The following is a 12,090-nucleotide window of genomic DNA, read 5'->3' on the forward strand; positions in this document are numbered from 1 at the left end:
AAAGCGTTGCAGTGAAACGCCGATCACTCGTCGCCATCGGGCTCCGGCGGCTTGGGCGGCTTCGGCGGATGGTTGCCACCTTGGTTCTCAATATCCGGGTCGATGATCGTCGGCATACGCATATTCCCTTGCAAAAAGTCTACGTAAAGATTGAGTCCCTCGCACGTCTTACGGTCCCTGGGATCGGTGACGTACTCCACGAAGAACCCTACAGCAGCAATCCTTCCATTGTTGTCGAGCAACGGAAATGCACGGCGGTACTTGCCATCCGGATATTCGTGCTTCGTGCTGACGTATAGACTATTGGGCGTATATTCCCAAAAGTCCCCGATCAACTTGAAGATGACGCAGCAAGGCTCGCGGACGACAATGTCGAGCGGCGTTGGCGGGGGAGTCGTCGGGCCGACAAGGATAGGCGTGATGTTCGGCGGCGCAACAACGAAGTCGCGGACGATCTTGGTGAAGTCGTCTTCGGCGGTCACTTCCTTTCCGTTGCCAAACCGATCGACATCCTCATATCCTTCGATATGAAAATTCAGATCGCTCAGCGGATAACCACCCTTGCTGCTAGCAAATATCTGATATCGCTTGACCAGCCTTATGTACGATGGCGGAAGCACCGACAGCGGATATTGACCATTCATTTACGTTTCCCCTCGATTTGGCTTAACTCAGCCTTCATCTCCTCCAATCTAGCCGCGAGTTCTTGATTTTCTGTATCCGCCTCCGTCATCGTACGGAGTTCCGCAATTGCTGTGCGCATCCGCCGTACTGCCGCCGCGGAGTCGCCATGGCGGTATTCTTCAGAGGCGAGAGCGCGTTCTGCCCAGATCGACACGCGCCGATTGAGCGCATTGCGTGGATCCTGCGCCAACAATCGCTTAAGTAACGCGACCTGCTGCCGACGCAGCTCTAACGCCGCATTGGGCTTGCCTGCGTCTATCTGAGCATCTGCCAACCATCCCTGTCGGTTGGCGACATCCCTCCACCGCTGCTCCGAATTTGGCTCCCGCCGCGCAAGCGCCTCGGTGATGTGGAGAGCCTCGCTGCAGAGTGTTACCGCCCGGTCCGCCATGTGCTGCTTCATTCGAAGTGCACATAAATTGCCATTGGCGTAGGTAATTTCTTCCGAGCTGCGCGGATCGACAGGATTTATTGCCATCAATCGGTGCGCAAGCGTAGCGTAAGTTTCTAAATGCGGCTCGGCGGCACCCAGTTCGCCTGCCTTGAAATGCAGCAAGCCCAGATAGAATTCGCTCTGCGCATGCGCGAACACGATGTCGTACTGGTTCGGCTCCCGCTCGATCAGCGCGTGGGTGACGCGGTTGGCCTGGAGGAAGGCGGTGCGGGCGCGGGCGGTTTCCTTGGCCTCCATCGCATCCTCGCCCATCGTCATGATCGCGCGCGCACGGCGAGCGAGGACGTCGGGGGGCAGCGTCGCCAGATCCTGCTCGCCATAATAGCGCAGCGCGCGCGCATTGGCTTCCCGAAGCACGTCGAGCCGGCCGACCTCTTTCAGCCGGCCCCGCAAATCGGTCAGCATGAATTCCACCAGCCCCTCCGCCTGGGCACGCCGAGCCTCCGCCTCCCCGCGGGCCCGCACGGCCAGGATCGTCAATCCGGCCATGGCTAGCAGCAAAAGAATCGCCAGCGCCGTGACGGCCGTCACGCGCCGAACCCGCGCCTGCGCGTCGCGCTGCACCAGCGCGTCGAGCGGCACCCCCACCGCGCCGGCGACCAGCTTGAGCAGCGCCAGCCGCTTGCCGTCCTTGCCCTCGCGGAAATCGGCGGCGAGCGGCTCGGTCTCCGCGCCCTCGGCGGTGCGCCGCAGCGGCAGCGGCAGCGCCTCGGCGGGCTCGCCCTGGAACAGCGCGGCGAGCACCGGGCGATCGGGATGGAGTTCGCGGAACAGCGCGATCTCGCGCGCCACCCATTGCGAGGCGGCACCCGCAGGCGTGCAGACGACGATCAGGCAGGCGGACTCGGCCAGCGCCGCGCGCACCTCGGCGCTGAGGTCGCTGGCGGCGGAGAGTTCGTCGAGGTCGCGGAAGATCCGCCCCAGCCGCCGCGGCACCGGCCCGAACGCGGCCTCCCGCCCGACCAGCTTGGCAGGGATGCGATAGCGCTCCAGCGCGCGGTGCAGCCAGCGCGCGCGGGCCCGATCGGCATGGTTGTAGCTGATGAACGCGCCGTACCGCGCGCTCGCCTCCGGCCCTGTTTCGATCACGTGTTCCCTTCCCGCGCTCAACCTATCTCAGAGCCCCGGAGGAGCGGCAAGTCTCTCGATCCGCATTGATCCTGTCCCATCGCCGGGCTTGCGACAGCAGCTGCGGAGGCATAGCTGGGCGTCCATGACCGACTCCGTTCTTGCGATCGCCGATGCGCAGCTCGACGCCAGCGTCGAGCGCCTCGCCGCGCTGATGCGCGTGCCCTCCATTTCCACCGATCCGGCCTATGCCGCCGAGTGCCGCCGTGCCGCCGAGCAGCTCGCCGCCGAACTGGCGGAGCTCGGCTTCGATGCACGCGTCGCCGATACGCCGGGGCACCCGATGGTAGTCGCGCACCATGACGGCGACGGGCCCCACGTGCTGTTCTACGGCCATTACGACGTCCAGCCGGTCGACCCGATCGACTTGTGGACGCGAGACCCGTTCGATCCGTGGATCGACACCCGCGCGGATGGCTCCAAGACGATCGTCGGCCGCGGCGCCTCGGACGACAAGGGCCAGCTGCGCACCTTCGTCGAGGCGTGCCGCGCGTGGAAGGAAGCGGAAGGCCGCCTGCCCTGCCGCGTCACCATCCTGTTCGAGGGCGAGGAAGAATCGGGCTCGACCAGCCTGGAGCCCTTCCTCCACGCCCATGCCGAGGAACTGAAGGCCGATTTCGCGCTGATCTGCGACACGCTGATGTGGGACCGCGATACCCCCGGCATCACCATCGGCCTGCGCGGGATGGCCGCCGGCCAGGTGACGGTCCGCGGGCCCTCGCGCGACCTGCATTCGGGCCTGTATGGCGGCGCAGCGCGCAATCCGATTCAGCTGCTGGCCAATATCCTCGGTGAGATGAAGGACGCGGACGGCCGGGTTACGCTGGACGGCTTCTATGACGGCGTGCCGGACACCGATCCGACGGTACTGGAAAGCTGGAACAAGCTCGGCTTCGACGCCACCGAGTTCCTCGGCGAGATCGGCCTGCGCGTGCCGGCGGGGGAAACGGGCAAGACCGTACTCGAACAGGTCTGGTCGCGCCCGACCGCCGAGATCAACGGCATGTGGGGCGGCTATACCGGCGAGGGGTTCAAGACGGTGATCCCCGCCGAAGCGCACGCCAAGGTGAGCTTCCGTCTGGTCGGCACCCAGGATCCGGACCAGGTGTGGGAGGCGTTCCAGAGCCATGTCCGCACCCGCCTGCCCGAGGATTGCTCGGCCGAGTTCGTCACCCGCGGCCCCGGCAGCTTCGCTATCAGCCTGGCGAGCGACAGCGGCCCGCTGGCGGCAACGCAGGGCGCGCTCGATGCGGAATGGGGGAAGTCGGCGCTGCTCGGCTGCGGCGGCTCGATCCCGGTGGTGAACTCGATCCGCTCGATCCTGGGAATGGACAGCGTGATGGTCGGCTTCGCGCTGCCCGACGACAATATCCACTCGCCCAACGAAAAGTACGAGCTGAAAAGCTTCCACAAGGGCATCCGCTCCTGGGTGCGCATCCTGGGGGCCCTGGGCGAGACGGTGCGCGCCAACGCCGAGACGGTCGCCGCCTGAGACCCGTTGACGCCGGCGAGCGGAAGCGGGATAGGACGACCATGGTTCCCCTTTCGTTCGCCGGCCATGATTTCCGCGCGCTGCCCGAGGGCGCGCTCTACTGGCCGGCGCGGCGGGCGCTGCTCGTCGCCGATTTGCATTTCGAAAAGGCGAGCTGGTTCGCCCTCGGTGGGCAGATGCTGCCGCCCTATGATACGCTGGCGACGCTGTCCGCGCTGACGGCGCTGGTAGAGCGGCTATGCCCGGCGGAGCTGTGGTGTCTGGGGGACAGCTTCCACGACGTCGAAGGCTGCGAGCGCCTGCCGACGCAAGCCAGGTCGATGCTGACGGCGCTGACCGGCGGGCTGGCCTGGCACTGGATCACCGGCAATCACGACTCCATACTGGTCGATCACTGCGGCGGGATGGTGCATGCGGAGGCCGCGGTAGACGGCCTGGTGCTGCGCCACGAGGCGGAGGCCGGCGAGGCACGGCCGGAGCTTTCCGGCCATTTCCACCCCAAGCTGCGCCTGACGGTGCGCGGCCGCCACGTTGCTCGACGCTGTTTCGTGGCGACCGGCACCAAGCTGATCCTGCCGGCCTTCGGCGCGCTCACCGGCGGGCTGGATGCAGGCCATCCGGAAATCGTCCGCGCCGTGGGTCCGGGCGCGGAGGCGCTGGTGGCGACGGAACACAAGCTGCTGCGGTTCCCGCTGGCGGCGTGAGACAGCGGCGCGCGCGGAAACTAGCGCAAAAGGGTCAGCAGGCTGCCTGCAACGCCCAGCACCACCAGCAGCGCAATCACCAGCGGCAACCGCTTGTTTTCCCGCAGTTTCGCTACATAGCGAGAGAGCACTGCATCGTTGCGTTTGCCGGTCCATGCCCAAGCGACCAGGACCAGCCAGAGAAGAAACGAAAACACCGCCAGCGGCGCGAGCTTGTAGATCAGTCCGCGCTCGGGATGTTTTCGAAACCACGCCACCAGAGCAGGCAGGGCAAGGAACAAGGCCAGCGCCAGCAACAGGCCTAGGAGAATATAGCCGCGATGCGCCATGGTTTTACCCTTCGCCTCCTGCCGGTTTAAAGGGATTGGGGAAGATGGACTCCACGTTCCTCTCGAAGAACGCCGCGAGCTTGTAGGCAAGCGGAAGCGAGGGATCATATTTCGCCGCCTCGACCGCATTGATGGTCTGGCGGGAGACGTCCATGCGCTCCGCCAGCTCGCCCTGGCTCAATCCGCGCGCGGTTCGCTCCTCGCGCAATCGGTTCTTCATGCCGCGATCGCGCGATGCGCCAGCCACCATCGAAGGCGCACCACCGAATAGCCGGCAAATTGGAGAAGGAAGAGGAGCGCTGCGCCCAGGAACAGGGGACTGCGCACGCCGACGGCAAGAATCGCCAGCACCAGGCCCAAGGCAGCCCCAAAGCCGCCACCCCAGTACCAGCTTGCCAACCGGCTATCCTGCTGCAGGTGATCCAGCATGCGCCAGCGCGGCACCATCGCCAGGAATATACCTGTCAGAACCGTCACCGTCAGAATAGCGCACACGGCCAGGCCCAGAAATTGCGGGCCGAGCCCGATCACGATGCCACCCGCTATGCCGGCGAGCACCATTCCAAGCGCCGCACGTCCGATTTTTCGCTGTCGTACCGAAATCACCATCGACGCCTCCTTTCTGTAAAAAGAGTTGTACACCGGCCCAGCAATGTCAAACGTATTTTACAGCCGTGCACGGCAGGCGGAGCGGCGAAGGGCCAGACAGGACCGGGCCAACGCTGCCTATGGTCGATCCGGCGAGGCCGCCCCACCGCTCACGAGCACTTCGCCTCGCCGGAGCCAATCTTGCTCACCTCGCACTGCGCTCCGCCCCGCAGTTCGACGTCGCCCGAGCCGACCATCGAGACCGAAGCAGGTCCGGCGACATTCGCACGCACATCGCCCGAACCGGCGACGGACACGTCGGCGCGCTTGGCGGTAAGCTGCTGCCCGCGCAGGTCACCCGAGCCGGCCACGGATACGTCCAGTTCGTCGGTGCGGCCCGCTACCGTGATGTTGCCAGATCCCGCGACCGTGAGCGAAGCCTTGGTCGTGGCAAGCGCCGCGATATCGAGGTCCCCCGAGCCTGCGACCACGGCCTCGAACTGGCCCTCGGCCCGGTCCACCCGCATGGTGCCAGAACCTGCCACCGTTACATCCGTCAGCCGCGGCAGGACGACGCGGATCCTGGTCGACCCGCCCTTGTCCCAGACGATACCGGCGCGCTTCTTGCGGCCGATGTTCAGCGTCTTGCCATCGAGACGGATGTCGAGCTGGTCGAGCACCGAGGGGTCCCCCTCCGCCTGCACTGAAAAGGCCGGCCCGGTGCGCACATCGACGTCGTCCGAGCCCTTCAGCACGATCCCGGTAAAGTCACGCGCGGCGAAGCTTCGGGTGGCGCCGGTGCCGCTTGCGTCGACCTTCGCACCCTTGTTGTCGCCCCAGCTGGCATGACATGCCGTGGTGAGCGGCAGCAGGGCAAGGATGAGCAACGGACGCATGGTGGGATCTCCCGATCGTGTGTTGCACTCATAATACACAAAGATCCCGGTACGAAAAGGGGGCGCGAACCGATGGTTCCGCCCCCTTTTCGCTTTGATCGGGATCGCGCCTCAGGCGGGAACCTTGTCCTTGTTGTGGATCGCCGCGGCCTTGCGCAGGATATCCAGGATCTTTTCCAGCGCCGCCGGCTCCTCGATTTCTTCCATCGCCGCCAGTTCGCGGGCGAGACGGCTGGCCGCGCCTTCGAAGATCTGGCGCTCGGAATAGCTCTGCTCGGGCTGGTCGTCGGCACGGAACAGGTCGCGGACCACTTCGGCGATCGACACGAGGTCGCCCGAGTTGATCTTCGCTTCATATTCCTGGGCGCGGCGCGACCACATGGTGCGCTTGACCTTGGGCTTGCCCTTCAGCGTATCGAGCGCTTCGCGAAGCGTCTTGTCGCTGGAAAGCTTGCGCATGCCCACGCTCTCGGCCTTGTTGGTCGGCACACGGAGCGTCATCTTCTCTTTTTCGAAACGCAGGACGTAAAGCTCGAGCTGCATTCCAGCAATTTCCTGCTTTTGCAGCTCGATTACACGGCCCACGCCGTGCTTGGGGTAAACGACATAATCGCCGACATCGAAGGACAGCGCCTTGGCAGCCATGTGCGAGGAACCTTTCGTGAATTACCGGCCCCGGTTGGATTGCGGATCCCGCCCAAGCGCGCGTGGCGCGGCGGACGAGGGAACACGGGGCATACGCTAGCGTCTCCGGGCGAAGGCGAGTCTTTCTGCCTTCGTCCCGCGCTATTTAACACGCTCGTAATAAAATTACCAGTGAAAGGTCACGCCAACGGCGCATAAATCCCTGCGCCGTGCACCATTTCGGGTCCTTTCGCGACGGGACGAGGCCCGTCCGGGGCCTCAATCGCCCGAGCCGGGGTTCGGCGAGAAATATTTGTCGAACTTGTCGGTCTCGGCCTTCATCGCGTCGGCATCGGCGGGAGCCTCGCCCTTCTGGGTGATGTTGGGCCACTGTTCCGAATAGGTACGGTTCAGCTCCAGCCACTTTTCCAGGCCGTTCTCGGTATCCGGCAGGATCGCCTCGGCCGGGCATTCCGGCTCGCACACGCCGCAATCGATGCATTCGTTCGGATTGATGACGAGCATGTTCTCGCCTTCATAGAAACAGTCGACCGGGCATACCTCGACACAGTCCATGTACTTGCACCGGATGCATGCGTCGGTGACGACATAGGTCATTGGGAAAACGGTCCTTGGTTGCGAACGATCAATGCGGGGGTCCTGCTATGCGCGGTCGGCGGCCGCGTCAATCGCCGGACATGTCCTGAACGCCGCGATCGGTCACGAGATCCTCGTAACAGGCGCGCGCCTCCCCCGGCGGCCCGCGTCGGATCGGCAGCGACGCGACGCGCAGCACGCGCACCTTGCCCTGAATCGGGAAAGCGAGGATCGCCCCTACTCGCACCGACGCCGCCGAACGGTCGACGCGGCGACCGTCGATCCGCAATAGCCCCTTCTCGCACAGCGCCTGCGCCGCGCTGCGCGTCTTCACGATCCGCGCGTACCAGAGGAAGCGGTCGAGCCGCATTGCCGGCCCATGGCCGCCCGCGGCTTCAGCCATTGCGGAGCGCTGCCAGCGCTGCGAACGCATTGCCGGGCCTGGCGACCGGCTTGGGCTTGGCCAGCGGGGTGAGCCCCTGCCAGATCCAGCGCTGCGGCGCATCGGCATCGCCGCGTGCCGTACGGAAGCCGAGCTGTGCCATCAGTCTCGCGATCGTCTCGGGCGTAAGGCCGATCGAGGTGGCGAGCGCCGGATCGGGGGCGAAAGGCTTGCGCCCCTGCCGCGCCTCATGCGCCGCCCGCGCGATCCGCTCCACCAGATCGACCCGCACGGCCTGTGCGCCAAACGGGCGGAAGCCATGGACAAGATCCGCAGCGGCGGCATCGCGCGGCAGCACCACCGCGGCCTCGGGCGGGCCCTGCTCCAACCCCATCAGCGCGCGACGTCGCGTCGCGGCGCGCGGCTTGAGCAACGAAGGCGCGAACACGTCGAGCGTGCCGATCGTCATCCCTATCGTGCGCAGCCGGTGACGCGCCGGACCATCAAGCGCTTCCAGCATCGCGCCCGCCGCCCGCCGAGGGAGCAGCCCGCCCTGTTCGAGCAAGGCATTGGCGAGCGCGCGTAGCGGCGCACCGGCCGCTGCCTCGCGGGTGATGGCATCGAGCTTGGCGAGGACCGGGAGATCCGCCTGCACTCGCTCGGCGAACCAGCGCTCCAGCCGCGCCTGCACCATGCTCTTGGTTTGCGGATCGAGCACGTCGAGCGCGCGGTCAAGCTGCACGCGCGGTCGTACCATATTGGCGCCGGGCTTCAGCAGGGCGACATCATCGCCCCGCCAGTGAATTGCGCTGCCGACCTGCGTCAGCTCTGCGTCCGGCGCTTCCGCCAAGGCCGCGCCGCGGCGCCGATATTCGCCCGCGAGCCGCTTTTCGGCGGCTGCCAGCAGCATCCGCTTGTCGCCCGCGCGCGCCTCGGCCGCGACCTTGAATCGAAAGCCCTGGAGCGTGCCGAGCGGATGCTCCTCCACGCTCACCTCGCCTTCGGGTCCGATCGTGACCGGAAGACTGGAAGCGTCGGCGCCGATCTGGCGCAGCAGCACGGTGGTGCGTTTGTCGACGAAACGCTGGGTGAGGCTGGCGTGAAGCGCGTCGGAGAGCTTCTCCTCGATCGCGCGGGTACGCTCGGCCCAGTGCGCCGGCTGCTCCAGCCAATCGGCGCGGTGGGCGATATAGGCCCAGCTGCGCGCCGCGGCGATGCGGCCCGCGAGCGTCTCGACATCGCCGCCCATATTGTCGAGCCGCTGGATCTCGTCGGCGAACCATTGGTGCGGCACATGGCCGCGCCCTTCGGAGAGGTGCCCGAACAGCCGCCCGACGAAGCGCGCATGCGGATCGACGCCGAGCTTGCGGAAATCGGGCAGGCCGCAGGCCGCCCAGAGCCGCGCGACCATGCGCGGATGGCGGACGCGATCGCGCACCCAGCTTTCTTCTGACAGCCTTTTGAGCACCGCCAGGTCGGTCGCCTGCGGCGCGGCGCGCAGCACGTCGGCGTGCGGTTTACGCTCCAGGCTGCCGATCAACGCATCGATGCTGGCGAAATCTGGCTCGCCCTCGCGCCAATAGAGATGCTCGAGCCGGGGCACCTGGTGCCCCTCGATCGCCAGCACTTCCTCGGGCGTGAACGCGCTGGGTCCCTCCTCGTGCAGCGCGCCGAAGGTGCCGTCCTTCTGGTGACGGCCGGCACGGCCGGCGATCTGCGCCATCTCGGCGATGGTCAGCCGGCGCTGGCGCCGCCCGTCGAACTTGTGGAGCGAGGCGAAGGCGACATGGTGTACGTCCATGTTCAGGCCCATGCCGATCGCATCCGTCGCGACGAGGTAATCGACCTCGCCCGCCTGGAACATCGCCACCTGGGCGTTGCGGGTGCGGGGAGAAAGCGCTCCCATAACCACCGCCGCGCCGCCGCGCAGCCGCCGCAGCGCCTCGGCCACCGCATAGACCTCCTCCGCCGAAAAGGCGACGACGGCCGAGCGACGAGGCAGCCGGGAAAGCTTCTTGGCGCCGGCATAGCTGAGCGTCGAAAACCGCGGCCGGCCGACGATCTCCGCCTCGGGTACCAGCGCCTTCAGCATCGGGCGAAGACTGTCCGAGCCCAGGATCATCGTCTCCTCGCGCCCGCGTGCGCGCAGCAGGCGATCGGTAAAGACATGGCCGCGCTCCGGATCGGCACCGAGCTGCGCCTCGTCGAGCGCGACGAACGCGGTCTCGCGCTCCAGCGGCATGCTCTCCGCCGTACAGCAGAACCAGCGCGCCTTGGGTGGCAGGATCTTTTCCTCGCCGGTAATCAACGCGACTTCGGCCGGGCCCTTCATGCGCACGACGCGGTCATACACCTCGCGCGCGAGCAGCCGCAGCGGGAAGCCGATCATGCCGCTGGCATGGCCGCACATCCGCTCGACGGCGAGGTGGGTCTTGCCGGTATTGGTGGGCCCAAGCACTGCCGTGACGGGCGAACGGGCGAACTGGCTCATGTCACTTCCCAAGATCGGCGCCCCCGCGGCGTTAGGCAACTCCTTGCCGCCGCTTTTCCACGACTTCGTGACGGTTGCGTCCGATTCGGCCGCTTCGCCGCGCCTTCCGCACGGGTCGCCGCGCCACAAGTCCCGCAACGCCAAACTTAATTTGACTTTAACGGCATGATTCCAGAGTGATTCGATGGACGCGCCGCTTCTTGCCGCGCGCAATCGGGTCTTAGGGGCAGCACGGCTTGTTCTTTCGCGACGATCATGGCTCGGGCCTCGCCGGCGGCGGCGGCGGTCTGGCGCGCGCGATCCCGGCCGTCGTCCCCACGCGGATCGGCACGCGGCTCGCGACACTGGACCTGGTGCCGGATCTCGGCGCCGATATCGGCTCGCCGACTTGGTTTCGCGGTGCCGCGACCTGCGCCGCGCTGTGTGCCGCTACCTGGATGCTTTCCCCTGGCTTCGACCGGCCGATCGCGGGCATCCTTCCCGCCCCGTTGACCGGCGAGGCGGAGCAAGCGCAGCAGGCGCAGGCGATCGCGCCGCTCGCCAAGGGATCGCGCACCGGCGCGCATGCGGCGGCCACCAGACTAGTCAAGCCGCTGACCGACACCCCCGAACGCCCGGTCATCGAGCATGAGGCGAAGCTGGGCAGCGGCGCCATGCTGCGCAGCGTGCTGCAGCGCTCCGGCGTGGGCGAGGCCGATGCCGGCATCGTCGCCAGCCTGGTCTCGGGCACGATGCCGCTCGGCCAGATTCAGCGCAACACGGTGCTGGAAATGACGCTCGGCCGCCGCGTCGACAAGTCGCAGCCCCGCCCGCTCGAAAAGCTCGCCTTCCGCGCCGCGTTCGACCGCCGCATCGAGGTCGTCCGCTCCGGCGCCGCGCTCGCCATCAACTCGATCCCGATCGCCATCGATCATACCCCACTGCGCGTGCAGGGACTGATCGGGTCGAGCCTCTATCGCTCCGCGCGCGCCGCCGGCGCCCCGGCCAAGGCGGTGGAAGGCTTCCTGCGCACGCTTGCCAGCCGCGTTTCGGTGTCGAAACTGGGATCGTCGTGCAAGTTCGACCTGATCCTCGGTCAGGCGCGCGCCGCGACCGGCGAGGTCCAGTATGGCCAGCTGATGTATGCCGGAGTCACCGGCTGCGCGAACGGCGTCCAGCTCGCCCCCTGGGAGAGCGACGGCAAGACCGAATGGTTCGACGCGAGCGGCACCGGCAGCAAGACCGGCATGATGACGATGCCGGTCAACGGCCGCTTCTCCTCTGCCTTCGGCATGCGCATGCACCCGATCCTGGGCTTCACCCGGATGCACAAGGGTATCGACATCGCCGCCCCCTATGGCTCGCCGGTCTTCGCCGCGGTCGACGGGGTGGTCCGCGTGGCGGGTGGCGCCTCGGGCTATGGCAATCTGGTGCGGATCGACCATGGCGGCGGCTTCGCCACCGGCTATGCCCATCTCAGCAAGGTGATGGTCCGCCCCGGCCAGTCGGTCCGCAAGGGCCAGCAAATCGGACGGAGCGGCAATTCCGGCCTGTCGACAGGCCCGCACCTCCATTTCGAGACGACGCGCAACGGCCAGGCAGTCAATCCGCGTGCGGTGTCGTTCGTCTCGGTGCGCCGCCTCACCGGCAGTGCGCTGGGCGCCTTCCGGGCCAGGCTGCACGGCCTGATGGCGGTGCCCGTCGGGCACGGCGCGCAGAAGGAAGCCGCGGAGTAACCGGCA

General features: G+C 66.7%; 13 protein-coding genes. 3 read left to right on the plus strand and 10 right to left on the minus strand.

Annotation, left to right across the window (positions count from 1 at the left end):
• Positions 1 to 23 precede the first annotated feature (23 nt).
• Together A7X12_RS06445 and A7X12_RS06450 are read right to left on the minus strand one after the other, a co-directional pair.
• Entirely contained in the window at positions 24 to 644 is a 621-nt protein-coding gene (locus A7X12_RS06445) for a nucleotide synthetase (protein ID WP_064310825.1), read from the minus strand.
• Positions 641 to 2,227: a toll/interleukin-1 receptor domain-containing protein gene (locus A7X12_RS06450; protein ID WP_064310826.1), complete on the minus strand. Its 1,587-nt coding sequence runs from the start codon at positions 2,225 to 2,227 to the stop codon at positions 641 to 643. The genes A7X12_RS06445 and A7X12_RS06450 overlap by 4 nt, the downstream gene beginning before the upstream one ends.
• Positions 2,228 to 2,351: 124 nt before the next feature.
• Here A7X12_RS06450 and A7X12_RS06455 point away from each other — a divergent pair, with 124 nt between their 5' ends.
• Both A7X12_RS06455 and pdeM read left to right on the plus strand, forming a co-directional pair.
• On the plus strand, positions 2,352 to 3,758 hold the full coding sequence (locus A7X12_RS06455; protein ID WP_064310827.1) for a M20/M25/M40 family metallo-hydrolase: 1,407 nt from the start codon (positions 2,352 to 2,354) through the stop codon (positions 3,756 to 3,758).
• A 41-nt stretch (positions 3,759 to 3,799) separates the two neighbouring features.
• Positions 3,800 to 4,462 (plus strand): ligase-associated DNA damage response endonuclease PdeM, encoded by a 663-nt coding sequence (gene pdeM, locus A7X12_RS06460; RefSeq protein ID WP_064310828.1) that lies wholly within the window; start codon positions 3,800 to 3,802, stop codon positions 4,460 to 4,462.
• A gap of 20 nt (positions 4,463 to 4,482) precedes the next feature.
• On the opposite strand, the gene A7X12_RS06465 is transcribed toward pdeM, so the two are convergent.
• The 8 genes from A7X12_RS06465 to A7X12_RS06500 form a co-directional block, all read right to left on the minus strand.
• Positions 4,483 to 4,791: a hypothetical protein gene (locus tag A7X12_RS06465; RefSeq protein WP_064310829.1), complete on the minus strand. Its 309-nt coding sequence runs from the start codon at positions 4,789 to 4,791 to the stop codon at positions 4,483 to 4,485.
• Between the two features lie 4 nt (positions 4,792 to 4,795).
• Positions 4,796 to 5,011, minus strand: coding sequence for a helix-turn-helix transcriptional regulator (locus A7X12_RS06470; protein ID WP_064310899.1), 216 nt, complete (start codon positions 5,009 to 5,011; stop codon positions 4,796 to 4,798).
• Complete coding sequence (locus A7X12_RS06475) at positions 5,008 to 5,400, minus strand: hypothetical protein (RefSeq protein WP_157105513.1); 393 nt, start codon at positions 5,398 to 5,400, stop codon at positions 5,008 to 5,010. Before A7X12_RS06475 ends, A7X12_RS06470 begins: the two co-directional genes overlap by 4 nt.
• 149 nt (positions 5,401 to 5,549) lie before the next feature.
• Positions 5,550 to 6,275, minus strand: a complete 726-nt coding sequence (locus tag A7X12_RS06480) for a head GIN domain-containing protein (RefSeq protein ID WP_064310831.1) — start codon at positions 6,273 to 6,275, stop codon at positions 5,550 to 5,552.
• 111 nt (positions 6,276 to 6,386) lie between these two features.
• A complete protein-coding gene (locus A7X12_RS06485; protein WP_064310832.1) occupies positions 6,387 to 6,920 on the minus strand; it encodes a CarD family transcriptional regulator in 534 nt (177 codons plus the stop codon).
• 258 nt (positions 6,921 to 7,178) lie between these two features.
• Positions 7,179 to 7,517, minus strand: a complete 339-nt coding sequence (gene fdxA, locus A7X12_RS06490) for a ferredoxin FdxA (RefSeq protein WP_064310833.1) — start codon at positions 7,515 to 7,517, stop codon at positions 7,179 to 7,181.
• 67 nt (positions 7,518 to 7,584) lie between these two features.
• A complete protein-coding gene (locus A7X12_RS06495; RefSeq protein ID WP_064310834.1) occupies positions 7,585 to 7,899 on the minus strand; it encodes an RNA-binding S4 domain-containing protein in 315 nt (104 codons plus the stop codon).
• The gene (locus A7X12_RS06500) at positions 7,892 to 10,369 is read right to left on the minus strand and encodes a helicase-related protein (RefSeq protein ID WP_064310835.1); all 2,478 of its coding nucleotides are present in this window, start codon (positions 10,367 to 10,369) and stop codon (positions 7,892 to 7,894) included. The genes A7X12_RS06495 and A7X12_RS06500 overlap by 8 nt, the downstream gene beginning before the upstream one ends.
• Before the next feature lie 236 nt (positions 10,370 to 10,605).
• Here A7X12_RS06500 and A7X12_RS06505 point away from each other — a divergent pair, with 236 nt between their 5' ends.
• Complete coding sequence (locus A7X12_RS06505) at positions 10,606 to 12,084, plus strand: M23 family metallopeptidase (protein ID WP_064310836.1); 1,479 nt, start codon at positions 10,606 to 10,608, stop codon at positions 12,082 to 12,084.
• The last annotated feature ends 6 nt before the right edge of the window (positions 12,085 to 12,090 follow it).

Source organism: Sphingomonas sp. TDK1, from assembly GCF_001650735.1.
In the GTDB taxonomy this organism is placed as follows: Bacteria; Pseudomonadota; Alphaproteobacteria; order Sphingomonadales; family Sphingomonadaceae; genus Sphingomonas.